This is a genomic window from Allobosea sp. P4_H5 (assembly GCF_056400825.1).
Map to the genome: position 1 here is coordinate 63,314 of NZ_JBFUKM010000012.1, position 24,949 is coordinate 88,262.

Annotated in this window: 26 protein-coding genes; 17 read left to right on the forward strand and 9 right to left on the reverse strand. The window is 67.6% G+C overall.

What is annotated here, in order from left to right; genetic code table 11:
• The first annotated feature begins 10 nt into the window (after positions 1-10).
• The 10 genes from AC1DS0_RS23095 to AC1DS0_RS23140 all read left to right on the forward strand — a co-directional run bounded on the left by AC1DS0_RS23095 (position 11) and on the right by AC1DS0_RS23140 (position 9,910).
• Positions 11-1,066, forward strand: a complete 1,056-nt coding sequence (locus AC1DS0_RS23095) for an ABC transporter ATP-binding protein (protein WP_476816593.1) — start codon at positions 11-13, stop codon at positions 1,064-1,066.
• Complete coding sequence (locus tag AC1DS0_RS23100) at positions 1,063-1,920, forward strand: ABC transporter permease (protein WP_476816594.1); 858 nt, start codon at positions 1,063-1,065, stop codon at positions 1,918-1,920. Before AC1DS0_RS23095 ends, AC1DS0_RS23100 begins: the two co-directional genes overlap by 4 nt.
• 5 nt (positions 1,921-1,925) lie before the next feature.
• Entirely contained in the window at positions 1,926-2,720 is a 795-nt protein-coding gene (locus tag AC1DS0_RS23105) for an ABC transporter permease (RefSeq protein WP_476816595.1), read from the forward strand.
• A 1-nt stretch (position 2,721) separates the two neighbouring features.
• On the forward strand, positions 2,722-3,012 hold the full coding sequence (locus tag AC1DS0_RS23110) for a (2Fe-2S)-binding protein (protein ID WP_476816596.1): 291 nt from the start codon (positions 2,722-2,724) through the stop codon (positions 3,010-3,012).
• The gene (locus AC1DS0_RS23115) at positions 3,009-4,394 is read left to right on the forward strand and encodes an FAD/NAD(P)-dependent oxidoreductase (RefSeq protein WP_476816597.1); all 1,386 of its coding nucleotides are present in this window, start codon (positions 3,009-3,011) and stop codon (positions 4,392-4,394) included. Before AC1DS0_RS23110 ends, AC1DS0_RS23115 begins: the two co-directional genes overlap by 4 nt.
• Positions 4,391-5,563: an NAD(P)/FAD-dependent oxidoreductase gene (locus AC1DS0_RS23120; protein ID WP_476816598.1), complete on the forward strand. Its 1,173-nt coding sequence runs from the start codon at positions 4,391-4,393 to the stop codon at positions 5,561-5,563. Before AC1DS0_RS23115 ends, AC1DS0_RS23120 begins: the two co-directional genes overlap by 4 nt.
• Positions 5,564-5,578: 15 nt before the next feature.
• Complete coding sequence (locus AC1DS0_RS23125; RefSeq protein ID WP_476816599.1) at positions 5,579-6,631, forward strand: ABC transporter substrate-binding protein; 1,053 nt, start codon at positions 5,579-5,581, stop codon at positions 6,629-6,631.
• Between the two features lie 212 nt (positions 6,632-6,843).
• On the forward strand, positions 6,844-7,902 hold the full coding sequence (locus tag AC1DS0_RS23130) for a sugar phosphate isomerase/epimerase family protein (protein WP_476816600.1): 1,059 nt from the start codon (positions 6,844-6,846) through the stop codon (positions 7,900-7,902).
• Positions 7,903-7,914: 12 nt separating this feature from the next.
• Positions 7,915-9,090, forward strand: a complete 1,176-nt coding sequence (locus tag AC1DS0_RS23135) for a Gfo/Idh/MocA family protein (protein WP_476816601.1) — start codon at positions 7,915-7,917, stop codon at positions 9,088-9,090.
• A 73-nt stretch (positions 9,091-9,163) separates the two neighbouring features.
• On the forward strand, positions 9,164-9,910 hold the full coding sequence (locus AC1DS0_RS23140) for a transporter substrate-binding domain-containing protein (RefSeq protein ID WP_476816602.1): 747 nt from the start codon (positions 9,164-9,166) through the stop codon (positions 9,908-9,910).
• 3 nt (positions 9,911-9,913) lie between these two features.
• On the opposite strand, the gene AC1DS0_RS23145 is transcribed toward AC1DS0_RS23140, so the two are convergent.
• The 6 genes from AC1DS0_RS23145 to AC1DS0_RS23170 all read right to left on the reverse strand — a co-directional run bounded on the left by AC1DS0_RS23145 (position 9,914) and on the right by AC1DS0_RS23170 (position 14,973).
• On the reverse strand, positions 9,914-10,858 hold the full coding sequence (locus AC1DS0_RS23145; protein WP_476816603.1) for a threonine ammonia-lyase: 945 nt from the start codon (positions 10,856-10,858) through the stop codon (positions 9,914-9,916).
• On the reverse strand, positions 10,855-11,895 hold the full coding sequence (locus AC1DS0_RS23150) for a succinylglutamate desuccinylase/aspartoacylase family protein (RefSeq protein ID WP_476816604.1): 1,041 nt from the start codon (positions 11,893-11,895) through the stop codon (positions 10,855-10,857). Before AC1DS0_RS23150 ends, AC1DS0_RS23145 begins: the two co-directional genes overlap by 4 nt.
• A gap of 226 nt (positions 11,896-12,121) precedes the next feature.
• The gene (locus AC1DS0_RS23155; RefSeq protein WP_476816605.1) at positions 12,122-12,904 is read right to left on the reverse strand and encodes a transporter substrate-binding domain-containing protein; all 783 of its coding nucleotides are present in this window, start codon (positions 12,902-12,904) and stop codon (positions 12,122-12,124) included.
• A 44-nt stretch (positions 12,905-12,948) separates the two neighbouring features.
• The gene (locus AC1DS0_RS23160) at positions 12,949-13,680 is read right to left on the reverse strand and encodes an amino acid ABC transporter ATP-binding protein (protein ID WP_476816606.1); all 732 of its coding nucleotides are present in this window, start codon (positions 13,678-13,680) and stop codon (positions 12,949-12,951) included.
• On the reverse strand, positions 13,667-14,317 hold the full coding sequence (locus tag AC1DS0_RS23165; protein ID WP_476816607.1) for an amino acid ABC transporter permease: 651 nt from the start codon (positions 14,315-14,317) through the stop codon (positions 13,667-13,669). The genes AC1DS0_RS23160 and AC1DS0_RS23165 overlap by 14 nt, the downstream gene beginning before the upstream one ends.
• Positions 14,314-14,973: an amino acid ABC transporter permease gene (locus AC1DS0_RS23170; protein WP_476816608.1), complete on the reverse strand. Its 660-nt coding sequence runs from the start codon at positions 14,971-14,973 to the stop codon at positions 14,314-14,316. The genes AC1DS0_RS23165 and AC1DS0_RS23170 overlap by 4 nt, the downstream gene beginning before the upstream one ends.
• 152 nt (positions 14,974-15,125) lie before the next feature.
• Between AC1DS0_RS23170 and AC1DS0_RS23175 the strand changes: the two genes are divergently transcribed.
• The 4 genes from AC1DS0_RS23175 to AC1DS0_RS23190 all read left to right on the forward strand — a co-directional run bounded on the left by AC1DS0_RS23175 (position 15,126) and on the right by AC1DS0_RS23190 (position 18,817).
• Entirely contained in the window at positions 15,126-15,911 is a 786-nt protein-coding gene (locus tag AC1DS0_RS23175; RefSeq protein WP_476816609.1) for an IclR family transcriptional regulator, read from the forward strand.
• 138 nt (positions 15,912-16,049) lie between these two features.
• Complete coding sequence (locus tag AC1DS0_RS23180) at positions 16,050-16,259, forward strand: hypothetical protein (RefSeq protein ID WP_100962668.1); 210 nt, start codon at positions 16,050-16,052, stop codon at positions 16,257-16,259.
• Positions 16,260-16,420: 161 nt separating this feature from the next.
• Positions 16,421-16,747, forward strand: a complete 327-nt coding sequence (locus AC1DS0_RS23185) for a polyhydroxyalkanoic acid system family protein (RefSeq protein WP_476816610.1) — start codon at positions 16,421-16,423, stop codon at positions 16,745-16,747.
• A 291-nt stretch (positions 16,748-17,038) separates the two neighbouring features.
• The gene (locus tag AC1DS0_RS23190) at positions 17,039-18,817 is read left to right on the forward strand and encodes a cation:proton antiporter domain-containing protein (RefSeq protein WP_476816611.1); all 1,779 of its coding nucleotides are present in this window, start codon (positions 17,039-17,041) and stop codon (positions 18,815-18,817) included.
• A 6-nt stretch (positions 18,818-18,823) separates the two neighbouring features.
• Here AC1DS0_RS23190 and AC1DS0_RS23195 read toward each other — a convergent pair whose 3' ends face one another.
• From AC1DS0_RS23195 to AC1DS0_RS23205, 3 genes are read right to left on the reverse strand one after another with little or no spacing between them, the layout of a single operon-like run.
• Entirely contained in the window at positions 18,824-19,759 is a 936-nt protein-coding gene (locus tag AC1DS0_RS23195) for a site-specific tyrosine recombinase XerD (protein ID WP_476816612.1), read from the reverse strand.
• The gene (locus AC1DS0_RS23200; protein WP_152015343.1) at positions 19,756-19,902 is read right to left on the reverse strand and encodes a histidine kinase; all 147 of its coding nucleotides are present in this window, start codon (positions 19,900-19,902) and stop codon (positions 19,756-19,758) included. Before AC1DS0_RS23200 ends, AC1DS0_RS23195 begins: the two co-directional genes overlap by 4 nt.
• A 30-nt stretch (positions 19,903-19,932) precedes the next feature.
• Positions 19,933-21,729: an aminodeoxychorismate synthase component I gene (locus AC1DS0_RS23205; RefSeq protein WP_476816613.1), complete on the reverse strand. Its 1,797-nt coding sequence runs from the start codon at positions 21,727-21,729 to the stop codon at positions 19,933-19,935.
• Positions 21,730-21,887: 158 nt separating this feature from the next.
• On the opposite strand from AC1DS0_RS23205, the gene AC1DS0_RS23210 reads away from it, so the two are divergent.
• Genes AC1DS0_RS23210 through AC1DS0_RS23220 form a run of 3 tightly spaced genes read left to right on the forward strand, consistent with a single transcriptional unit; the run spans position 21,888 to position 24,945 of the window.
• Complete coding sequence (locus AC1DS0_RS23210; RefSeq protein WP_152015341.1) at positions 21,888-22,478, forward strand: shikimate kinase; 591 nt, start codon at positions 21,888-21,890, stop codon at positions 22,476-22,478.
• Positions 22,475-23,620, forward strand: coding sequence for a 3-dehydroquinate synthase (gene aroB / locus AC1DS0_RS23215; protein WP_476816614.1), 1,146 nt, complete (start codon positions 22,475-22,477; stop codon positions 23,618-23,620). The genes AC1DS0_RS23210 and aroB overlap by 4 nt, the downstream gene beginning before the upstream one ends.
• An 11-nt stretch (positions 23,621-23,631) precedes the next feature.
• On the forward strand, positions 23,632-24,945 hold the full coding sequence (locus AC1DS0_RS23220; RefSeq protein WP_476816615.1) for an HlyC/CorC family transporter: 1,314 nt from the start codon (positions 23,632-23,634) through the stop codon (positions 24,943-24,945).
• Positions 24,946-24,949: the final 4 nt, after the last annotated feature.

Below are 24,949 nucleotides of genomic sequence, written 5' to 3' on the forward strand. Positions count from 1 at the left end.
GGGAGAGGTCATGGGCTTCCTGACGCTGGAAAAGCTGAGCAAGATCTACGGCGATTTCGCCGCAGCACGCGACATCGACCTCAGCGTCGCCAAGGGCGAGTTCGTCTCGCTGCTCGGTCCTTCCGGCTGCGGCAAGACCACGACCCTGCAGATGATCGCCGGGCTGGTCGAGCCGACCACCGGCACAATCACCCTCGACGGTCGCGACATCACCCGCGAGACACCGAACAAACGCGGCCTCGGCATCGTCTTCCAGAGCTATGCGCTCTTCCCGCACATGACGGTAGCTGAGAACGTCGCCTTCGGCCTTGAGATGCGCAAGGTCGCCAAGGCAGAGCGCGACGAGCGCGTCGCGACCATGCTCGGCCTCGTCCATCTCGGCGGCTTTTCAGAGCGCTATCCGCGCCAACTCTCCGGCGGCCAGCGCCAGCGCGTCGCCATCGCCCGCGCTCTTGTCATCCAGCCGCCGGTGCTGCTGCTCGACGAGCCGCTTTCCAATCTCGACGCCAAATTGCGCGAGGAGATGCAGTTCGAATTGCGTCGCATCCAGCAGCGCGTCGGCACTACCACGATCATGGTGACGCACGACCAGGCCGAAGCGCTCTCGATCAGCGACCGCGTCGTGGTGATGGAGCAGGGCCGGATGACGCAGGTCGACGCCCCCTACAAGCTCTATGAGAACCCGGCGACGCCGTTCATTTCCACCTTCGTCGGCAAGATGAACCGGCTGGAGGGCATCTGGCGCAGGGGCGCGGCGGAGATCGCCGGCATCGCTCTGCCGGCCGAAACGAGCGGGCTTGCCGAAGAACAGGCGATCGCACTTTCGATCCGGCCGGAGAAGATCGCGCTGAAGCCGGCAGGGCAAGGCCGGCTCGACGGCACGATCGCCAATCGCTTCTTCCTCGGCGGCTCCTGGCTGTTCACGGTCGAGACCGCGGCGGGCGCCATCCTGGTCTCGGCTCCGAACGACGGCGAGGAGCCGGCCCGCGAAGGCGCCAAGGTCGCGCTCGACTGGGCACCGCTCAGCCTGCGCATCGAGCCGCTGGCTCAGGGAGCGGCGGCATGAGCGTCGGGCGCTCCGCGGCGACACCGTTCTGGCTCGCCGGGCCGGGCGCGCTGCTCTTCCTCGGGCTGATCATCCTGCCGCTCGTGCTGACGGTGATCCTGTCCTTCCACGTCTATGACCACACGACCGGCATCAAGAACGAGTTCACCCTCGCCCACTATGCGGCCGTATTCTCGGACGACTACTATCTCGGCATCTTCTGGCGCACGCTGCGGCTCGCCGGCCTCACTACGTTGATCTGCGCCCTCATCGGCGCGCCTGAGGCCTATATCCTGTCGCGGATGCGCGATCCCTGGCGCTCGGTCTTCCTCCTGGTGATCATCGGGCCGCTGCTGGTCTCGGTCGTCGTCCGCGCCTTCGGCTGGAGCATGCTGCTCGGCTCGACCGGTCTGGTGAACCAGGCGCTGCAGGGGCTCGGCTTCGAGAGTGCGCGCCTGCTCTACACCGAGACCGCGATCGTCATCGCGCTCGTCCACGTCATGCTGCCCTTCATGGTGATCCCGGTCTGGACCGCGCTGCAGAAACTCGATCCGATGGTCGAGGCCGCCGCCTGGAGCCTCGGCGCCTCGCATTTCACCGCGCTACGCCGGGTGGTGCTGCCGCAGGTCTCGCTCGGCATGCTTTCGGGCAGCCTGATCGTCTTCGGCCTTTCGGCCTCGGCCTTCGCCATTCCCGGCCTGCTCGGCGGGCGCCGGCTCAAGATGGCGGCAACGCTGGTCTATGACGAATACATGCACGAGCTGAACTGGCCGCTCGGCGCGACGATCGCGATCATCGTCCTCGCCGCCAATCTCGTGATCATGCTGGCCTATAACCGCGTCATCGAGACGCGCGCCCGCAAGGCTTTGGGGTGAGCCCGATGCAGAAGAACGGCCCCGTCGCGCTCCTCTTCCATACGCTCGTCGTCGCCTTCGTGCTGGCGCCCCTCGTGGTGATCTGCCTCGTCGCCTTCACGCCGGAAAACACGCTCTCGATCCCGACCACCAGCTTCTCGCTGCGCTGGTTCAAGGCGATCTTCGAGCATCCCGACTTCGTCGCCTCCTTCGTCAACAGCCTCTGGCTGGCGAGCCTCGCCGCGACGCTCTCGGTTGCGATCTCGGTACCGGCGGCGCTGGCGATCGACCGCTACGACTTCCCCGGCCGCAACGCGCTGAACGCGCTCTTCCTCTCGCCGCTGATCATCCCGCACCTCGTGCTCGGTGTCGCTTTCTTGAGGCTCTTCGCGCTGATCGGGGCGACCGGCAGCTTCGGCTGGCTGGTGGCCTGCCATGTCGTGGTGATCACGCCCTATGTGCTGCGCCTCGTGATGGCGGCCTTCACCGGGCTCGACCGCTCGGCCGAACAGGCGGCGATGACGCTGGGCGCCTCGCACTGGACGGTGTTCCAGCGCGTCACCGCGCCGATGATCCTGCCCGGCATCACCGGCGGCTGGCTGCTCGCCTTCATCAACAGCTTCGACGAACTCACCATGTCGATCTTCGTCACGTCGCCGCAGACGGTGACGCTGCCGGTGCGGATGTACATGTACGCGACTGAATCGATCGATCCCATGATGGCCGCGGTCTCGGCGCTGATGATCGCGCTCACCGCCGCCGCCATGCTGGTGCTCGACCGTGCCTTCGGCCTCGACAAGATTCTGGTCGGGCAGAAGTGACATGCCGCTCCTGCGCCGCATAACCCGCGCCGAACACCCGGCCATCCCCTTCACCCTCGACGGCGAACCTTGCGAAGGCCGCGCCGGCGACACCGTCCTGACCGCGATCCTCACGCATGCCGAACGTCTGCGCCTCAGCGAGTTCTCGGCCTCGCCGCGTGCCGGCTTTTGCCAGATGGGCGCCTGCCAGGATTGCTGGATCGTGCTCGAGAGCGGCGAACGCCTGCGCGCCTGCTCGACCGCGCTCAGCCCCGGCATGCGTATCCTCACCCGCCGCGCGAGGGCGGCATGAGGGAGCGCCCGCAGCCGCTGATCGTCGGTGCCGGCCCGGCCGGTATCCGCGCGGCGCAGGCGCTGGTCGCAGCGGGCTTGCGTCCGCTCGTGGTCGACGAGGCGCCCGCCTGCGGCGGCCAGATCTACCGCCAGCGCCTCGTCCCGGATGGGCGCTCGAGCCGCGACCTCTACGGCTCGGAAGCGGCGAAGGCCGAGGCACTGCATCGCGACTTCGCCGCGCTCGACGGCAAGCTCGACTCCTGGCCGCAGGCGCTGCTCTGGAACATCAGCGACGGCCGGGCCGACATCATGGTCGCGGGCACCAGCCGGCAGGTCGCCTATGACGGGCTCGTCCTTGCGACCGGCGCGACCGACCGCATCCTGCCGATCCCCGGCTGGACCCTGCCCGGCGTCTTCACCTTGGGCGGCGCCCAGATCGCGCTCAAGAGCCAGGGTTGCGCCATCGGCTCTCGTATCGTCTTCCTCGGCTCCGGGCCGCTGCTCTATCTCGTCGCCTGGCAGTACATGAAGGCCGGAGCCAGGGTCGCGGCCGTGCTCGACACCGCGCCCTTCTCCGCCAAGTTCAACCTGCTGCACGGCCTGCCGCTCTTCCCGGGGATCGTGCTGCGCGGCATGCGCATGACCGCCGAACTGAAGCTGGGCGGCGTCGGCCTGCATTACGGCGTCGGCGATGTCCGCATCGAGGGCGCAAACAAGGCCGAGGCGATCGCCTGGCGCCAGGATGGGATGGAGCACCGGCTCGCCTGCGACGGCATCGGCTACGGTCTTGCCCTGCGCTCCGAAACCCAACTCGCCGATCTTGCCGGCTGCCGCTTCGCCTTCGACCAGCGCGACCGCGCCGCCCTGCCCGAGCGCGACGCGGCAGGCCGTACCAGCGTGCCCGGCGTCTACATCGCCGGCGACGGCGCTGGCATCGCCGGAGCGGACGCGGCCGAGCGCGCCGGCGAGCGTGCCGCGCTCGCCCTCTTGCAGGATCGCGGTCTGCCCAATGACGCCGCCCGCGCCGCTGCGCTGGAGGCGGAGCTTGCCCACATCGGCCGCTTCCGCGAGGTGCTGGAAGCGGCCTTCCCCTTCCCTGCGCATTGGATGCGCGACGTCGCCGACAGCACCACGCTCTGCCGCTGCGAGGAAGTCACTGCCGGAGATATCCGCGCCGCCATCGGCCAATTTGGCTTGCACGATCTCAACCGGCTGAAGGCGGTGAGCCGCGTCGGCATGGGCCGCTGTCAGGGTCGCATCTGCGGCGCCGCCGCAGCCGAATTGCTGGCGCATGAGACCGGCAGCGGCATCGAGGCCGTCGGCCGCCTGCGCGGCCAGGCGCCGGTCAAGCCGGTGCCGCTGACGCTCGCGCTGTCCGCGCAGCAGGAGGCGGCGGAATGAGCCGGCGCCTCGCAGTCGACGTCGCGATCATCGGCGGCGGCCTCGTCGGCTCCTCGGCCGCGCTGGCGCTGCGCGGCATGGGCTTTGCGGTCGCCCTGCTCGACAAGGGTTTTTGCGGCGCGCAGGCCTCGGGCGTGAACTATGGCGGCGTGCGCCGCCAGGGCCGCCCGATCGAGCAATTGCCGCTGTCGCAGCGGGCCCATGCGGTCTGGCCGCGGCTCAGGGCGCTGATCGGCATCGACGGCGAATTCCTGCGCTCCGGCCATCTCAAGCTTGCCCGCGGCGAAGCCGACATGGCCTCGCTCGAAGCCTATGCGCAAGCCGTCGCCGAGCAGGGCCTCGACCTCGAACTGATCGGCCATAACGGCCTGCGCGAGCGCTTTGGCTGGATCGGCGACGGCGTCGTCGGCGCCTCCTTCTGTGCGGGCGACGGCCACGCCAATCCACGCCTGGTCTCGACCGGCTTCGCCGCTGCGGCGCGCCGGGCCGGCGTCGAGGTGCTGGAGAACATGGCCGTCGAGGGAGTGACCCGCGATGGCGAGGGTTTCGTGCTGGAAGCAGCCGGCAACCTCAGCCTGCGCGCCCGCTTCGTCATCAACAGCGCCGGCGCCTGGGCCGGCCCCTTCGCCGAGAGTTTCGGCGAGCCGGTGCCGCTCTCGCGCATCTACCCGTCCATGGTCGTCACCGAGCCGATGGAGCAGGTGATGTCGGTCAATATCGGCATGGAGGGCGGCGGCATCTATGCCCGCCAGGTCGAGCGCGGCAATGTCGTAGTCGGCGGCGAGCGCGCCTTGCCGTTGGCGGATATCGATTTCTCGCGGCCGCGCGGTGATGGCGCGATCGCAATCATGAACAACGCCGCCGCACTGTTCCCGGGTCTACGCCATGCCCAGGCGATCCGCTTCTGGAGCGGTACGGAAGGGGCCATGCCGGACAAGAATCCAGTGATCGGCTTGAGCGCGACGACGCCCGGCCTGATCCACGCCTTCGGCTTCACCGGCGCAGGCTTCCAGATCGCGCCCGGCGTCGGCGAGGTGCTCGCCGAGCTCGTCCGCGACGGCGAAGCACAGACTCCGATCGCAGCCTTCTCGATCGGCCGCTTCAAGCAGGATTCCGCCCGTACCGACGCTGGCTCGGGTGCGGGGCAAAACCAAGAGCCGCAGCACTAGAGGGGAGTTGAGACCATGACCAGCTATCGCACCATCCTGGCAGCCGGCGTCGCCACCATGGCGCTTGCCGCCGCCGGCAGCGCCTTCGCCCAGTCCAAGACGCTCTATGTCGGCATGAACGGCGGCAATTTCGAGAAGACCTTCACGCAGGCCGTCTTCCCGGATTTCGAGAAGGCCAATGACGTCAAGGTCGTGGTCGTGCCCGGCACCTCCTCGGACATCCTCGCCAAGGCGACCGCGGCCAAGGACAAGCCGCAGATGCACGTCATGTTCCTCGATGACGGCGTCATGGTCCGCGCCATTGGCGCCGGCCTCTGCGACAAGCTGAAGCCGGGTCCCGAGCTCGCCGATCTCACACCCGGCTCGCGCATGAAGGACGACATGGCGGTCGGCATCGATCTCGGCATGACCGGGCTCGGCTACAACAAGAAGCTGTTCGACGAGAAGGGCTGGGCGGCGCCGACCTCGTGGATGGACCTCGCCGATCCCAAGTACAAGGGCAAGGTCGTGTTCCAGTCGGCCTCGGCCTCCTCCTTCGGCCTGCACGCCTTCCTGATGTTCAACCGCATCCAGGGCGGCACCGAGGCCAATGTCGAGCCGGGCTTCACCAAGTTCCGCGACACCATCGGCAAGAACGTGCTCGAATTCATCCCGAGCTCGGCCAAGATCGCCGAGATGGCCCAGACCGGCGAAGCTGCGATCTTCCCGCTAACGCCGACCGGCATCTCGACACTGAAGGAAAAGGGCATCGGCGTCGAATACGCCCAGCCCAAGGAAGGCTCGGTCGTGCTGATGGTCGCCCAATGCGTCATCGCCAAGAATTCCGAGTCGGAGCTGGCGCAGAAGCTCGCCGCCTATCTGCTCTCGCCGGAGGCCCAGTCCAAGGCGCTCGCCGCCGGCAACATCGTGCCCTCGAACACCAAGGCCAAGGCGACGACGCCCGAGGCCGAAAAGAAGCTCGAGACCTTCCATGCCAACATGAAGACGGCCGTCACCCTCGACTGGGACCAGATCAACGCCAAGCGGCCGGAGTGGAACAGCCGCTGGAACAAGATGATCGAGCGCTGAGCCTCCCTTTAGCTATCGGCACCGCCGCGCAGCCGCGCGGCGGTGTTCTCGTATGCTATAGGCCTTGCCGGGCGCATCCCGATCAAACACGATCCAATCAACCCGGTTTGACAGGAAGCGCTGCCCCGCTACATTCCTGCAATCGATTACATCGCCAATCAGGCGGTCGATCGCGAGCTCCGGCAAGGGGCCGCGCTGTCGGGAGGGTCGCGATGAAGACCATGAAGGGGCCCGGGCTTTTCCTCGCCCAGTTCGCCGGTGACGCGGCGCCGTTCAACTCGCTCGACGCGATCGGCCGCTGGGCCGCCTCGCTCGGCTACAAGGGCGTGCAGATCCCGAGCTGGGACGCAAGGCTGTTCGACCTCGCCAAGGCCGCCGGGTCCGATGCCTATTGCGACGAGGTCAAGGGCACGCTCGCCCAATACGGCCTGTCGATCACCGAGCTATCGACCCATCTTCAGGGCCAGCTCGTCGCCGTCCATCCCGCCTTCGACGAAGCCTTCGACGGCTTCGCCGTCCCTGCCGTGCGCGGCAATCCGAAGGTGCGGCAGGAATGGGCGGTCGAGCAGATGAAGCTCGGCGCGAAAGCCTCGCGCCGGCTCGGGCTCTCCGCCAATGTCAGCTTCACCGGCGCGCTCGCCTGGCCCTTCGTCTACCCTTGGCCGCAGCGCCCGGCCGGCCTGGTCGAAACTGCCTTCGAAGAGCTCGGCAAGCGCTGGCGCCCGATCCTCGACACTTATGACGAAGCCGGCGTCGACCTCTGCTACGAGATCCATCCGGGCGAGGATGTCCATGACGGGGCGACCTTCGAGCGCTTCGTCGACGCGGTCGGCGGCCATAAGCGCGCCTGCATCAACTACGACCCCAGCCATTTCCTGCTGCAGCAGCTCGATTATCTCGCCTTCATCGACATCTACCACGAGCGCATCAAGGCCTTCCATGTGAAGGACGCCGAGTTCAATCCGAACGGGCGCGTCGGCGTCTATGGCGGCTATGAGCCCTGGGTGAGCCGGGCCGGCCGCTTCCGCTCGCTCGGCGACGGCCAGGTCGACTTCGGCGGCATCTTCTCCAAGCTGGCGCAGTACGACTACGATTCCTGGGCCGTGCTCGAATGGGAATGCGCGCTGAAGCATCCCGAGGACGGCGCGCGCGAGGGGGCGGAGTTCATCGCCGCCCATATCATCCGCGTCACCGAGAAGGCCTTCGACGACTTCGCCGCAGGGGGTACCGACGAAGTCGCCAACCGGCGCATGCTGGGTCTTGGCCGCTGACGGGAGGCGCTGATGGCGATCGAAGGCTCGACGACGCAAAAACTCAACCGCCGCTTGCGGCTCGGCATGGTCGGCGGCGGGCGCGGCGCCTTCATCGGCGCGGTGCATCGTATCGCCGCCCGGCTCGACGACCGCTGGCAGCTCGTCGCCGGCGCTCTCTCTTCCGATCCGGAGCGTGGGCGCCTTTCGGGCGAGGACCTGCTGCTCGACCCCGCCCGCCTCTATGCCGATGCGGCCGAGATGGCAAAGCGCGAGAAACGCCGCAAGGACTGCATCGACGCGGTCGCGATCGTCACGCCGAACCACGCCCACGCGCCGGCAGCAAAAGCCTTCCTCAAGGCCGGCATCCATGTGATCTGCGACAAGCCGCTAACGACGAGCCTGCGCGAGGCGCAAGCGCTCGCCAGGCTGGCGAAGGATAGCGGCCTGATCTTCGCGGTCACCCACAACTACACCGGCTATCCGCTGGTCCGGCAGGCCAAGGCCATGGTCGCCGAGGGCGCACTCGGCAAGCTGCGCGTCGTCCAGGTCGAATACGCGCAGGACTGGCTCGCAACAAAGCTCGAGGAGAGCGGCCAGAAGCAGGCTGAGTGGCGCACCGACCCGACCAAGTCCGGCCCGGCCGGTTCGATCGGCGACATCGGCAGTCATGCCTTCAACCTCGCCGAATTCATCGCCGGCGACGAGGTCGAGGCGCTCGCGGCCGAGGCGCATGTCTTTGTCGAGGGTCGCCGGCTCGACGACAACGCCCATATGCTGCTGCGCTTCAAGGGCGGCGCGCGCGGCATGCTCTGGTGCAGCCAGGTCGCGGCCGGCCAAGAGAACGGCCTGCGCATCCGCCTCTATGGCGAGAAGGGCGGGCTCGAATGGCAGCAGGAGAATCCGAACCTGCTGATCCATTCGCCGCTGGGCGAGCCGCCGCGCCTGATCCGCCGCAATGGCGCCGGCGCCTATCCGGTCGCCAATGCCGCTTCGCGCGTGCCGGCCGGCCATCCCGAGGGTTATCTCGAAGGCTTCGCCCAGCTCTACGTCGATATCGCCGAGCAGATCACGGCGCGGATAGAGGGGCGCGGGCCCGCACCCTTCTCGCTGCTGGTGCCTGACGTCGCTGACGGCGTGCGCGGTGTCCGCTTCATCGAAGCTGCCGTGCGCTCCTCGGCCAGGGGGGCGCGCTGGCTGAAGCTCTGACGTTCTCAGGCCCGCTTGTCTTCCCCGCCGGCTGCACGGCATAAGCAGCGCCAACGACAGGGAGGACGACACCATGGAATTCCGCCCCGATATCGGCCAGCTCTCGCCGACCATGCGCGAGCATCTGGCTCCAGCCAACCTGCTGCGCGCCGGCATCAACCTCTCGAACTTCCTGCTGGTCTCCAGCCGCGGCCCACAGGGCGAGCCGCAAGGCGTCTCGCCCGACATGGCCCGGGCGCTTGCCGACTTTCTCGGCACAGGCCTGCGCTATGTGCCCTACGAGAATCCCGGCCTGCTTGCAGACGCCGCGCCTTGCGACGAATGGGATGTCGGCCTGATCGGCGCCGAGCCGCAGCGGGCCGAAGCGATCAGCTTCACCCCGGCCTATGCCGAGATCGAGGCAACCTATCTGGTCCGCGCAGCGTCATCGCTGCGCGAGATCGCCGATGTCGATGCCGAGGGTGTCCGCATCGCGGTGAGCGGCCGCGCCGCCTACGGGCTCTGGCTCGACCGCAACATCCGCAAGGCCGAACTCGTCCGCTCCAGCACGCTCGACGATTCCGCGAATGATTTCGTGGGCAAGGAGCTTGACGCGCTGGCCGGCCTGCGCCCGCGCCTGCTCAGGGATGTCGTGGCCATCCCCGGCACGCGCATCCTCGACGGGTATTTCATGACCGTGCAGCAGGCGATCGGCGTGCCCAAGGCCAAGGCCGAGGTGGCTGATTATCTGGCGAAGTTTGTCGCCGCGGCTAAGGAATCGGGCTTCGTCGCGGCGCTGATCGCAAAGCACGGCGTGCAGGGATTGAGCGTCGCGCGCTGACCTTCAGCTCGCCGTCCCGTCCGTCCCTGCCCCGCAGACCAGCGCGCAGACCTTGCTGCCCGGCGCCGGCACGAAACGCTTCGCCTGCAAGGCCGCAACCGCCGCCGCGCCCGAAAGATCGGCGGCAATGCCGAACTCGAACCAGAGCGATTGCGCCGCCTGCTCCATCTCCTCGTCGCTGACCAGCACGATCTCGTCGACATTTTTCGCGACCGCCTCGTAGATCGCCTGGTCGGTGCGCCGGCACGACATCGTCGCGACCCGCGTCTCCAACCTGTCGAGCGTCACCAGCTTGCCGGCATCGAGGCAGGCATGCAGCGTCGGCGAGCCATAGGGCTCGATGCCGATGATGCGTGTCTGCGGCCGCAGCGCCTTCACCGCGGTGGAGAGGCCAGTGATCAGCCCACCGCCGCCAATCGCAACGAGGATGACATCGACATCGGGAATCTCGTCTAGGATATCGAGACCTAGCGTGCCCTGGCCGGCGACCACCACGGGATCGCTGAACGGATGGGCATAAGTCGCGCCAGTCTTCTCGGCATAGGCCAGCGCAGCGGCATTGGCGTCGTCCCAGACCGCGCCGACGATCTCGACATCGGCGCCCCAGCGCTTCAGCTTGGCGACCTTGTCGGCGACGACGTTGGACGGCAGGAAAATCTTGGCCTTCACGCCGAGCACATGAGCCGAGCGGGCGATGGCGAGCCCGTGATTGCCGCCCGACGCGGTGACGACGCCGCGCTTGAGCTCGTCCTCCGAGAGCGTCAGCAGCCGGTTCATCGCGCCGCGCGCCTTGAACGAGCCGGCCGCCTGCAACAATTCGAGCTTCAACGTCACCGTGCCGCCGAACTCCTCGCGCGAGCTGAGCTGGCGATAAGGCAGGATCGGTGTCTTGCGGACATACGGCGCGATTCGCCAGCGCGCCGCGCGGATGTCGTCGAGCCCGATCACGACAGCACCCCGCGATAGGGCGCCGCCACGATCAGGCAGCAATTGCCCGGCCTGACGCGGCCCGGCTGGCGCCGGCCATAGAGGATGCCGTCGGCAGCGTAGTGCAGCGTCTCCGGCGGGCGGGTCGGGTCCCAGGTGCAATGGATGCGCCCGGCCGGCTGCCCGGCGCTGACCGTCTCGCCATTGGCATGGAAGGGCTCGAAGACGCCGTCCGCCGTGGCGTAGACGTAAGCGGCCGTTCCCGGCAGTTCGAGCACCTGGCCGCCGCCGCGACGCGGCTCCGGCTTGTCCCGCCTGACGATGCCGAGATGATCGAGGACATTGGCGACGCCGCGCCGGCAGATCGCCAGCGCCTCCAGCGAGACCGCACCGGCGCCCGCCATCTCGGTACCGACCGTGACGAGCCCCTGGCGGCAGGCGGTCGCGGTGGCGGTGCGCGGCTCGCCGAGATTGGAGATCACCACCGTCATCGGTGCGTCGAAGGCCTGCACAGCCGCGACATTGCGCTTGTGCAGTTCGGGATCGTCGCTCGGCTCGACGATCGCGCTCGGGATGATGTCGAGCGAGGAGCCGCCGGAGTGCAGGTCGAGGAAGGCGTCGCCAAGAGGCAAGATATGATCGCTGACGAAGGCTGAGATTTGCTGGGTGATGGTGCCGCGCGGATCGCCCGGAAAGGTCCGGTTGAAGTTGAGCCCATCGACCGTCGAGGTGCGTTGGCCGGCGATGACGGCGTGGACATTGTTCGCCGGCATCAGGATGAGCCGCCCCTGCACGCGGCCGGGATCGAGATCGCGGATCAGGTCGCAGATCGCGATCGGCCCCTCGTACTCGTCGCCGTGATTGCCGCCTTCGAGGATCGCGGTCGGGCCCGAGCCGTTCTTGATGATCGCGACCGGAATCCGCGTCGCGCCCCAGGCGTCGTCATGCGGCGAATGCGGGATCATCAGGAAGCCGACCTGCTTGCCGTCCTTCTCCGGATCGACGGTGAGGAAGGCGCTGGACGGGCGCGGCGTGGGCTTCTGGCGGGGGCTGGTCATGGTGGGGCTCTGGAAGAAACTGGGCTGGGGATGTCAGGCACGAGCGCGGGGAACCCTCTCCCGGAGGGAGAGGGCAGGGTGAGGGGTAGGCCCTGTGACCGGTGCCGCGAGACCTGACCGCGCGGATGGGTTCAGGCCAACGTTTCCAGTCCGAACACCTCACCCCTACCCCTCTCCTTCAAGGAGAGGGGTTCCCGCGCCTGACGGGAGAACGCGTGTCGACGCCTCACAGCGTCGGCAGCGGATCCATCGGCATGTCCAGGTACTTCTTGTGCAGCCGGTCGAGCTCGCCGTTCATCGAGGCGTAGAAGATGAAACTGTCGAGCCAGCGCACCAGATTGTGCTGGTCCATCTGCACGCCCATATGCGCCGGGCTGCGGCGGATGACGAATTTGCGCTCGAACTCCTTGCTCGGATTCTGCTTGGCGAGCGCCTGGGCGACGATCGAGTTGGTCGCGAGCAGGTCGGCCTGGCCGGTGATATAGGCGGCGGCGGCGGTCGCGTCGTCCTCGGTGCGCATCACGTTCGCCTTGGGTGCGGCTTCGGTGATGGCGAGTTCCTGCGTCGTGCCCTTGGCGGCCGCGATGCGGTTGGAGCCGAGCGTCTCGGGGCTGGTCACGTTCGCCGACTTCGCGCCGTAGACGGCGAGGAAGGTGTTGGCGTAGGGCGCGGTGAACATGATCTGCCGGGCGCGCTCCGGCGACAGGCCCATCACCGAAATGACGATGTCGACCTTGTCGGTGAGCAGGAACGGAATGCGGTTTGCGCCGGTGATCTGCTGCATCTCCAGCTTAACGCCGAGCCCCTTGGCGACCATCTCGGCGAGTTCGATGTCAAATCCGACCGCCTTGCGGTTGGCGTCCTGCGAACCGAAGGGCGGTGCGTCGAGCGGCACGCCGATGCGCACAACGCCCTTGGACAGGATGTCCTGGAGTTTGTCGGCCTTGGCCTCGACCGCACCGAACGCAGCGATCGCCATCGCCGCCAAGCCTGCGAACAGTTTACGCATCTTTCTCTCCCCTCGTTGACCGATACCGGAACTGTGTTTCTTCCTCAGTGCAGGACCGCGCTGAGGAAGGTGGTGAGCTCGGGCGTCTTCGGCGCGGCGAGCACCGCCGCAGCCTGGCCTTCTTCGTGGATACGGCCCTCGTGCATGAAGACGACACGGGAGCCGAACCGGCGGGCAAAGCCCATTTCGTGGGTGACGAGCATCATGGTCATGCCCTCCTGCGCCACGGATTCGAGGACTTTCAGCACCTCTCCGGTGAGCTCCGGATCGAGTGCCGAAGTGACCTCGTCGAACAGCATCAGCTTCGGGCGCATGGCGAGCGAGCGGGCGATCGCAACGCGCTGCTGCTGGCCGCCGGAGAGCTGGGATGGGTAGGCGTCGAGCTTGTCGGCCAGACCGACGCGGGCCAGCACTTCACGGGCGACCTCGCGTGCCTCCTCCGGCCGCTGCTTCTTCACGACGCGTGGAGCGAGCGTGATGTTGTCGCTGACCGAAAGATGCGGGAACAGGTTGAACTGCTGGAAGACGATGCCGACCTCCTGCCGGAGCTTGCGCAGGTCTGTCGCAGGATCGTTGACCTTGACGCCGTCGATGCGGATCATGCCGGCCTGCACCGGCTCCAGCCCGTTGACGCAGCGCAGCAGCGTGCTTTTCCCCGAGCCCGAGCGGCCGATCACGGCGACGACCTCGCCTTTCTCGATGTCGAGCGAGACGCCCTTCAGCACCTGGTTGGCGCCATAGCTCTTGCTGACGTCATGGATTTCAACGAGCGACATCGAGCTTCCGCTCGAGCGAGCGGCTCCATTGCGTGAGAGGGAAGCACATCGCGAAATAGATGCAGGCGACGGTGATGTAGACGGCGAAGGGCTTGTAAGTGCCGGCCGCGGTGAGCTGGCCCTCGCGGGTGAGCTCGACAAAGCCGATCACCGCCGCGAGCGAGGTGTTCTTGATCAGTTGCACGAGGAAGCCGACCGTCGGCGGGATCGCGATCCGGATCGATTGCGGGATGATCACGTAGCGTAGTTGCTCGGCCAGCGAGAGCCCGAGCGAGGCCCCCGCCTCCCATTGCGTCCTGGCGATCGAGACCAGCGCGCCGCGCCAGATCTCGCCGAGGAAGGCCGAGCCGTAGACTGAGAAGGCGACGGCCGCCGCGATCCAGGGATTGACCGAGATGCCGGCGAGCGGCAGGCCGAAGAAGATCAGGAACAGCCAGACCAGCAGCGGCGTGCCCTGGACCAATTGGATATAGGTCGCCGAGAACCAGCGTAGCGGCGCGATCGGCAGGATGCGCAGGATCGCGAGCCCAAGCCCCAGCACGGCCGAGCCGGCGAAGGCGACCGCGGTCAGCGCGATCGTCCAGCGCGCCGCCGCGATCAGGTACATCACGTCGATGAGGCCGAATTCCCGGATCATCGCACGAACACCACACGGTAGATCAGGGCGAACAGGCCACGGAAGCCGATGGCGAGCGCGAGATAGAGCACGCCGATCACCGTATAGACCTCGAAATCGCGGAAGGTGCGCGATTGCACGATGGACGCAGCATGGAACAGATCCTGCACCGAGATCTGCGAGGCGACGCTGGTCGCCAGCATCAAGAGCACGAACTGGCTGGCGAGCGCCGGAAACATCGCCTTCAGCGCCGGGAAGACGACGATGTAGCGGAAGACCTGCAGACCGGAGAGCCCGAGCGAATGGCCCGCCTCGATCTGCGCTTTCGGCACGGCCTCCAGACCGGCGCGGACGATCTCGGTGGTATAAGCGCCAAGATTGATGACGAGCGCGATCATCGCCGCGGTTAGCCCGTCGAGCCTGACGCCGAAGCTCGGCAAGCCGAAGAAGATCAGGAAGAGCTGCACCAGCAGCGGCGTATTGCGGATGATCTCGACATAGGCGCCGATAATGCGGCGCAGCCAGGCCGGGCCGTAAGTCCGTCCGGCGGCACAGAGAATACCGATGAGGAGCCCACCGACCATCGCGACGCCCGAGAGCAGCAGCGTGATCCAGACGCCGTCGAGAATGGACTGCCAGGCCGCAAAGACGTCGCGAAACTGGAGCCCATACTTCATCGCCGTCAGCCCTGGGGCTGCGGGCCATGGGCCCGCCGTCCGGATGCGCTGGACGGATGTTGTGGCGATGCAGTCATCTTTCCCCCTCTTTACCCGGAGGCTAGTTTGGCTTCTTATTTGATGTCAAGCTTCATATATGAAACAGGCGCAGCATGAGCGTTCCTCTCGAAGCCGACACTGACGAGAAGGCGGCCTATGCCGCCCCCGCCCTGGAAAAGGGCCTCGACATCCTCGAACTGCTCGCAGAGATCGGCGAGCCGCTCTCGACCCGCGTGATCGCCGAGCGATTGCAGCGCTCGAAGAGCGAGATCTTCCGCATGGTCTTCGTGCTGCAGCAGCGCGGCTATCTCGAACGGGAGCCGGGGACCGACCGGCTCGGCCTGTCGCGCCGCCTGTTCGACCTCGGCATCAGGACGCCCGGCGGCAAGCAGCTGACCTCGGTCGTGCTACCGCTGATGGAGCGTTTCAGCGAGGAGAGCGGCCAGGCCGCCCATCTCGTCGTGCTCAGCCGGGCGCAGACCGTGGTGCTCGCCACCACCGCCGGTCATCTCGACGCCAGCGTCATCGTCCGCCCCGGCTATGGCCGCCCGGCGCTCGACGCGAATTCCGGCCTGCTCATCCTCGCCTTCCAGTCGGAAGGGCGCCGGCGCGGGCTAATGCGCGAGGCCCCGCCCGAGATCAGGCAGCGCCTCGACGAACCGGCGACGCAAGCCGCCCTTGCCGAGGTCCGAACACTTGGGCACCGCATCGCGCCGAGCCGCGACATCCTCGCCGTCACCGACATCGCCTGCCCGGTGATCGGCCCGGCCGGCCATGCCGAGGCGGCGATCCTGGTGCCTTGCCTGCAGCGCCATGGCGTCGAGACCGACGAGAGCGCGATCCTGCTCGCCCTCAAGGCCTGCGCTACCGAGGCAGGACTGCGCCTGCCTTTTGGCTAGCACTGATCCGGAAAACCCGCGGGCTAACCCGGAAAACCCGCGCAATTGCCGCAGCGCCACCCGAAGCCGGCCATATACTCTCCAAAATTGCTCGCGATTTTCCCTCTAACCGCAGCAACCGCCACGGAGGAGGACGATATGGCCGAGACCGCGACGAACCCGCAGACCATCGTGATGACCGATCCGGAATGGATCGCGCTGGAAAGCATCAACGAGGAAACCCGCCGCTTCATCTTCGGCGAGGCGATGCTGCGTCTGCTTCAGGGCCGCGGTCTGGCCGAGCCTGGCGACGAGCTCTGGAAGGTCACTCCGGAAGGCCAGCAGGCGCTCGAAGCCCGCAGCCACTGACCTTCAAATCCAGTTCCACCTTGAACATCTCGTCCCGGGTGCCCTCAGCGGTCGCTCGGGACGATCTCGTTAGAGGTCGTGTCCGTAGGCGGTTGCAAGTGCCGGCCGCGCAGCCCATCTCAGCGCTACGCCAGTTCGCTCACGCTTCCGGGACCTGACGCATGAAACGCCCCGTCACCATCACGATCTCGCATTCGCTCGGCCGCGAGGCGGCCCGCCAGCGGCTGCAGGGCGGCGTTGGCAAGGTCCGCGACAAGCTCGGTAGCTTCGGCATGCAGCTCGTCGAGGAGACCTGGCAGGGCGACACGCTGCAATTCGGCGTCGCCGCGCTCGGCCACACCATCAGCGGCAAGATCGAGGTCGAGGATGCGCTGGTGCGCGTCGAGGTGATGCTGCCTTTGATGCTAGCCATCTTCGCCGAGAAGCTGAAGCTCGGCGTCGAGAAGCAGGGCCAGATCCTGCTGGAGCACAAGCCGACCAAGGCCTGAGAGACTGTTTGGCAACTTTTCAGCCCTCATCCTGAGGAGCCATTTTGCCAGAAATGGCGCCTCGAAGGATGCTTCAGGAGGCTCCGGAGACATCTGGACCATCCTTCGAGACGCGATCTGCGATCGCTCCTCAGGATGAGGGCTGAGCTTCCGAACAGGCTCCAAGCGCAGCACCCTGCACATCGTGTCGCAGCTCCTTTGCGACTTTTGTTCACCATCGAAGGTTGAATTCCCCTGCCGCGATCCGCAAAGTCGCAGGCACCCCCTTTTCCGCCGACCCACCGGAGACCCATGCATCACGGCCCATTGATCGCCATCATCGTCATGGGCCTCGGCCTCGCCTTCGTGTTCGGGGCGCTGGCGCAGAAGTTGAGGGTTTCCCCGCTCGTCGGCTATCTCCTCGCCGGCGTCGCGGTCGGCCCGTTCACCCCGGGCTTCGTCGCCGACCAGGGCCTCGCCAACGACCTCGCTGAAATCGGCGTCATCCTGCTGATGTTCGGCGTCGGCCTGCATTTCTCGCTGAAGGACCTGCTCTCGGTCAAAGCCATCGCGGTGCCGGGCGCGCTGGTGCAGATCGGCACTGCGACCCTGCTCGGCCTGGGGCTGGCGCTGCTGCTCGGCTGGAGCGTACCTGCCGGCCTCGTCTTTGGCCTGGCGCTCTCGGTCGCCAGTACCGTCGTGCTGCTGCGCGCCTTGCAGGAACGCCGCATCGTCCAGACCGAGAAGGGCAAGATCGCCGTCGGCTGGCTGATCGTAGAGGACCTCGCCATGGTCCTGGCGCTGGTGATGATCCCGGCGGTCGCCGATGTGCTGAACGGCGGCTCCGGCACAGCTGCGGGCAGCGGGCCGCTGGCGACACGCTTCGATCTCGGCCTCTGGGGCGTGCTCGGCCTGACGCTCGCCAAGGTCGCCGCCTTCGTCGCCTTCATGCTGATCGTCGGCCGCCGGCTGATCCCCTGGATCCTGCATTGGGTCGCCCATACCGGCTCGCGCGAGCTGTTCCGCCTCGCCGTGCTGGCGATCGCGCTTGGCGTCGCCTATCTCGCCGCCAGCCTGTTCGGCGTCTCCTTCGCGCTCGGCGCCTTCTTTGCCGGCATGATCCTCAGCGAATCGCCGCTCAGCCATCGCGCCGCCGAGGAATCGCTACCCCTGCGCGACGCCTTCGCCGTGCTGTTCTTCGTCTCCGTGGGCATGCTGTTCGACCCCGGCATCCTGCTGCGCGCGCCTTTACCGCTGATCGCAACCATCGCCATCATCCTGTTCGGCAAGACCCTGGCGGCCTGGCTGATCGTGCGCGCCTTCGGCAAGCCCGATCAGGTCGCGCTGACGATTTCGGCAAGCCTGGCGCAGATCGGCGAGTTCTCCTTCATCCTCGCCGGGCTCGGCGTCTCCTTGAAGCTTCTGCCGGAGCAGGGCCGCGACCTGATCCTCGCCGGTGCGATCTTCTCGATCGTGCTCAACCCGCTGATGTTCAAGCTGGTCGACCGCTTCGCCCCGCCAGACCCGGCACCGGCCAAGCCCAAGCCGGCAGAACCGAAGCCGGCCGAGGCCGCGCCCGTCCCTCAGCCGGAAGCGCCGGCCGCGACGCCCGAGCCCGCCCCCGAACGCGACATCGTCCCGACCGAACTCTCCGACCACATCGTCGTCGTCGGCTATGGCCGCGTCGGCTCGCTGCTCGGCGCTGGCCTTACGGCTATGGGCGAAAAGCTCTTGGTGATCGAGGACCAGGATGACGGTGTCGCCGCCGCCCGCCGCGACGGCGCGGAAGTGCTGGTCGGCAATGCCGCCGATCCGGAGGTGCTCGGTGCCGCCGCGTTGCCGCGGGCAAAGCGCCTCTTCGTCGCCATCCCCGGCAGCTTCGAGGCCGGTCAGGTCTGCGAGCAGGCGCGCAAGCAGAACCCGAACCTGCCGATCATCGCCCGCGCCCATTCGCTTGCCGAGGTCGAGCATCTCAGGGAGTGCGGCGCCAGCCGCACCATCATGGGCGAGGCCGAGATCGCCCGCGCCATGCTGGCTCTCTGTGGCCGCAAGGGCGAGGAGCCGGCTCCGAACACGCCGAACGCAGCCTGAGCGAGGCTACCCCTCGCCGTCCATCAGCGGATGCAGGTCGCGGACCATGCTCTTCAGTCGCTCGTCGAGGATGTGGGTGTAGATCTGCGTCGTCGCGATGTCGGCATGGCCCAGGAGCTCCTGCACAACGCGCAGATCGGCGCCGTTCTGCAGGAGATGGCTGGCGAAGGCATGCCGCAGCACATGCGGCGAGACCTTGGCTGGCGACAGGCCCGCCGCTGCAGCCAGTGACTTGAGATCGCGCCCGAAGGCCTGGCGGGTCAGGTGCCCGCTCTCACCATCGGAGGGAAAAAGCCAGCGTCCGTCCGCCGCGCCCTGCCCGCGCAGCACGGCAAGATGCGCCGCGGCGGCGACGCGCGCCGCCTCGTTCAGCGGCACCAGCCGGTCCTTGTCGCCCTTGCCGCGCACGACCAGGAAGCGCTCGCGCGTCGTCGCGGCGGAGAGCGGCAGCGCGATCAGTTCGGAGACGCGCAGGCCGGTGGCGTAGAGCATCTCGATCAGGCAGCGCATCCTGACGCCGCGCGCCCGCGCAGCGGGCGAGAGCCCCTCCTGCTCCGCCATCTGCTGGGCTGTACCGATCAGCCGATCGACCTCGGCGACGCTGAGCACCTTCGGCAATGGCCGGCCAAGCCGCGGCCCCTCGATCGCGGCGGTCGGATCGGTGCCGGCGAGGCCTTCCGTGTAGAGGAAGCGATGGAACTGCCTGACGGCCGAGAGCCGACGCGCCGCTGAGGAAGCCTTCAGCCCGCGTTCCGACAACTCGACCAGATAAGCCCGGATGTCGTCCGCCGTGGCCGCGGCCGGCCCGCCCTGGCTCGCGGCGAAGCCGAGATAGTCATCGAGATCGCGCTCATAGGCCTCGAGCGTGTTCTTGGCTGCACCACGCTCGGCCGCCAGCATGTCGAGGAAGCCGTTCAGCCAGGAGCGCGCCTGCTTGCTCATTTCTGCTGCAGCTTCGAGGGCGGCACGATTTCGACCATCTCGCGCGGCTCCGGCTTCACGAAGGTGACCAGCGCGAGCATGCCGCCATAGACCAGCCCGGCGATGACAGCCAGGAACGTCAGGAACTTGAACAGCGTCGGCACGGCCGGCGATTCCCCATGCACCCCAACCCGTTATTTCTGATTGGGGGCGTCGGACGCAAGGGCGGAACCGGCGATCTTTGCAAGCTGCAGCCCGCGCAGGCTGTTGCCGACGAACCAGCGCCCGGCCTGCCTGAGGTCGTCGAGCCGCAGCGGCGCCTCACGGGCAGCGCCGGTTTCGATGAGTTCCCGGCGCAATACGCCCGGCAGCAGGCCATGCTCCAGCGGCGGCGTCAGCAGCACCCCGTCGTGCTCGACAAAGACATTGCTGCGGCTGGTCTCGGTGACGAAGCCTTGCCGGTTCAAAAGCAGGGCATCGTCGCAGCCTTGCGACGCCGCCTCCGCGAAGGCTCGCTCATAAACCGCCCGACGCGTCGTCTTGTGACGCAGGAACGGATCGCCGGCATCGACCCGCTGCCTCGCAATCGCGATCCGGACCGCGCCGCCCGCCACGACCGGCATCAGCGCAGCAGTGATTTGAAGCGTGCCGTCGCGGCGCAGCTCGCAACGCACGCGCCGTTCCTCGCCGGCAGGAAACGACGCCTCAGCCTCGGCGAGCTGCCCGAGCGCCTCCGCCCGATCGAGCCGAAAGCCGAGTGCCGCCGCCGACGCGGCAAGACGCTCAAGATGCAACGCCAACCGGACATAGCCACCTGACCAGCGCAGCGTCTCGATCAGTCCGTAATCCCCAGCGAGATCCGTCAGCACCCGCGCCTTCAGCCGGCACTCCGCATATTCCTCTGCCGGCCTGGAATCGACGACGATACCGCCGCCGACGCCGTAGACGCCCTCGCCTCCCGGCAGCAGCGTCGCAGTCCGGATCGCGACGTTGAAGCTGAGATCGCCATTCGGGGCGATCATGCCGAGCGATCCCGTGTAGATCCCGCGCGGCGCGGCTTCGAGCTCACGGATGATCTCCATCGCCCGCAGCTTCGGCGCGCCGGTGACCGAGCCGCAGGGAAACAGTGCCAGCATCTGCTCAAGCAGCGACAGGCCTGGCCGCAATCGGCTCGTCACCATCGAGGTCAGCGTGTGGAAGCCCGGATAGGTCTCGACGCTGAACAGCGCCGGTACCTTGACCGAGCCCTGCTCGCTGATCCGGCTGAGATCGTTGCGCAGGAGGTCGACGATCATCAGGTTCTCGGCCCGCTGCTTCGGATCGGCGCGGAGCGCTGCCTTCGCCGCCTCGTCCGCCTGCGCATCGATGCCACGCGCCGCCGTTCCCTTCATCGGCCGGGTGACCGCGCGCTCGTCTGCCGTCTCGATGAACAGCTCCGGCGAGACCGAGAGGATGCTCGCCTCGCCTGTCGCGACGATGCCGCCATGGGCGACCGGCTGGCTCGCCCTGAGCGCACCGTAAAGTGCGAGCGGATCGCCAGGATAGCGGAAGCGGATCGGGAAAGTCAGATTGACCTGATAGGCATCGCCGGCATGGAGATAGTCGAGCACGCGCTGCACCGCCGCCGCATGCGCCGCTTCGTCCAGCCCGAACGCCAGATCTTCCAGTGGCGGCGGACACCGCGCCGCGAACGCCTTGTCGAGCTCCGCCGGAGCGATGCTGCGCGGCGCTTCGAACAGGCCGAACCAGAGCAGCGGCAGCCGAGGCTTGCTCAGCAACAGCCCTGCCAGCCGCGGCTCGAAGGCATAGCCCAGCTCATAGGAGAGGAAGCCGGCCGCGTGCAGGCCGCGCGCCAGACCGGCTTCGATGCCGGCGAATGCGCCGGCAATGCCGGATGGCTCGCTGGCCGTGATGATCTCGGCGGGATCGGCGAAGAGCAGTGCCTGCCCTGCCCCGCTGCGGTCTTCCAGCAGCACGAAGGGCGCCCGCAATCCGGCGATTCCGCAATTTGCTCCAGCCACCGGCATCACGCGTTCACACCCCGTCGCGGCGCTACGAGCCCGACTGGGCGGCCACGGTCAAGCCGCCCTGCATCGCACATGGCGGTGCCACGATCCTCATGCTAGAGCGGGCACAAGGAATTCAGTTGATGACGATGGCGGAAACGATCGAACAAGTGGACCGCATCGCGCTGCGCGCCGCGCTCGGTGCGCGGGCCGTGGTGCTGGTGGGCATGATGGGCTCGGGCAAGAGCTCGGTCGGCAAGCGCCTCGGCGCCCGGCTCGGCCTCCCCTTCGTCGACGCCGACACCGAGATCGAGACCGCCGCCGGCATGGCGATCCCCGAGATCTTCGCCCAGCGCGGCGAGAGCGAGTTCCGCGACGGTGAGCGCCGCGTCATCTCCCGCATCCTGACGACGCGCGCGCCGCTCGTGCTGGCGACCGGCGGCGGCGCCTTCATGAACGCCGACACCCGCGCCCGCATCGCCGAGCTCGGCATCTCGATCTGGCTGAAGGCCGAGTTCGACGTGCTGATGCGCCGCGTCCGCAAGCGCAGCAACCGCCCGCTGCTCCAGACGGCCGATCCCGAGGCGACCGTGCGACGCTTGCTGGCCGAGCGTGAGCCGATCTATGCGCTCGCCGACATCACGCTGATCTCGCGCGACGATCCCCATGAGGTCGTCATCGAGGACGCCGTGGCGGCGCTCGACCGGCGGCTGCGCCAGGAAGGCAAGGAATGAACGCTTTGGCTCAGGCTGCCCCTGCAGCGGAACGCATCGTCGTCCCGGTCGCGCTGGCCGAGCGCTCCTATGACATCCTGATCGGGCGCCATCAGCTCTGCGAGGCTGCGCAGGTGATCGCCCGGCGCTTTCCCGGCGCCCGCGCCGCCATCGTCACCGACGAGAACCTCGCCACCCTGCACGCACCCGCCCTCGAATCCTGCCTGCAGCAGGCCGGCGTCACGGCGACGCGCCTGACGATCCCGCCGGGCGAGTCCTCCAAATCCTATGCCCGCTTCATCGAGCTCTGTGACGGTCTGCTCGCCGCCAAGATCGAGCGCAACGACCTCGTCATCGCGCTTGGCGGCGGCGTCGTCGGCGACCTCTCGGGCTTCGCCGCCTCGGTGCTGCGCCGCGGCGTGCGTCTCATCCAGATCCCGACCAGCCTGCTCGCCCAGGTCGATTCCTCGGTCGGCGGCAAGACCGGCATCAACTCCAGCCATGGCAAGAACCTGATCGGCGCCTTCCACCAGCCGGCGCTGGTGGTCTGCGACACCGCCTTGCTCGATACGCTGAGCGAGCGCGAGTTCAAGGCCGGCTATGCCGAGGTGGTGAAATACGGGCTGATCGACGATGCCGCCTTCTTTGACTGGTGCGAGGTCAACTGGCGCCGCGTCATGGAAGGTGGGCCCGAGCGCGACCATGCGGTGGCGACCGCCTGCCGGGCCAAGGCCGCGGTCGTCGCCCGCGACGAGCGCGAGGATGGCGACCGTGCCCTTCTCAATCTCGGCCACACCTTCGCCCATGCGCTGGAGCGGCTGACGCGATACGACTCCACCCGCCTCGTCCACGGCGAAGCCGTGGCGATCGGGCTTTGCCTCGCCTTCCGCTTCTCGCAGCGGCTCGGTCTCTGCTCCGGCCAGGATGCCGGCCGCGTCGCCGCCCATCTCACCGCCGTCGGCCTGCCGACCAGGCTGCAGGACGTGCCCGGCGGCACCGGCACGGCGTCTGAGATCGTCGAGGCGATGACCCAGGACAAGAAGGTCAAGCGCGGCGCGCTGACCTTCATCCTGGCGCATGGCATCGGCAAGAGCTTCATCGCGCCCGGCGTCGCCACCGAGACGGCGCACGACTTCATCGAGAGCGAACTCGCGGGAACCTGAGCTCTTCCTCCATGGTCGCCATCCCGCATCTCGACCCCTGGCTCGCCATCGCCGTCGTCTCGCTCGGCGTGCTCCTGACCGGTTTCCTCGCCGCAGCCGATGCGGCGCTGCATGCGATCTCGCGCGCCAGGCTCGTCCAACAGGAGAAGGCCGGCAGCCGCCGCGCCACGATCGTTCTGCGCGTGCTGGACAATCGCGAGCGCCTCAGCGGTGTCTTCCTGCTGGTGCGGACCCTTGTGAAGACCGCGACGGCGAGCTTTGCCGCCTACGCCGCGCTGGCCTCGTTCGGCGCCAGCGGTGCGGCGGGTCTCGCCATCGCAGTTGCGCTGGTCATTGTCGTGTTCGGGGAGCTCGCGCCGCGCATGGCGGCCGTCGCCGACCCCGAGCGCATGGCGCTCAAGCTGGTACGCCCGGTGGCGCGCCTGCTCGCCCTGTTCGGCCCGCCGGTCAGGCTGATGCAATGGCTGGCCCGCCGCTCGCTCGGCCTGTTCGGCCTGCGCATCGATTCGCAGCGCCCGGTGCTGGCGATCGACGAGATCCTGCGCGATCAGGTCGAGCTGATGCGCCAGGGCGGTACCGCCGATAAGGCCGATGGCGACATGGTCAGCGGGCTGCTCGATCTGAAGCAGCTCGCAGTCGACGACGTGATGATCCATCGCACCAAGATGCGCACGATCAATCTCGACCTCGGCCCGGAGGCGATCGTGCGCGAGGTCCTAGCCTCGCCTTATACCCGCATGCCGCTCTGGCGCGACAAGCCGGAGAACATCGTTGGTGTCCTGCACGCCAAGGACCTGCTGCGCGCGCTCGATGCCGCTGGCGGCGACGCCTGCAAGCTCGATGTCGCGACCATCGCGCTGGAATCCTGGTTCGTACCGGTGAACACGCCGCTGCCCGAGCAGCTCAAGGCTTTCCTCGCCCGCAAGACGCATTTCGCGCTCGCCGTCGACGAATATGGCGAGGTGATGGGGCTGGTGACGCTCGAGGACATCCTCGAGGAGATCGTCGGCGACATCCGCGATGAGCACGACGTCGCCGTTCCCGGCTTGCGCCAGCAGCTGGACGGAGGTGTCATCGTCGATGGCGGCGTGCCGATCCGCGACCTCAACCGGGCGATGGACTGGCAGTTGCCCGACGACGAGGCGACGACCATCGCCGGCCTCGTCATCCACGAGGCCCGCGCCATCCCCGATGCCGGCCAGGCCTTCACCTTCCACGGCTTCCGCTTCGAGGTGATGCGCAAGAGCCGCAACCGGCTGACCGCGCTCAGGGTGGCGCCCGCGGGCAACGGCACGCATGAGCAGGAGCCCGCGACCGCCGCGTGATGGC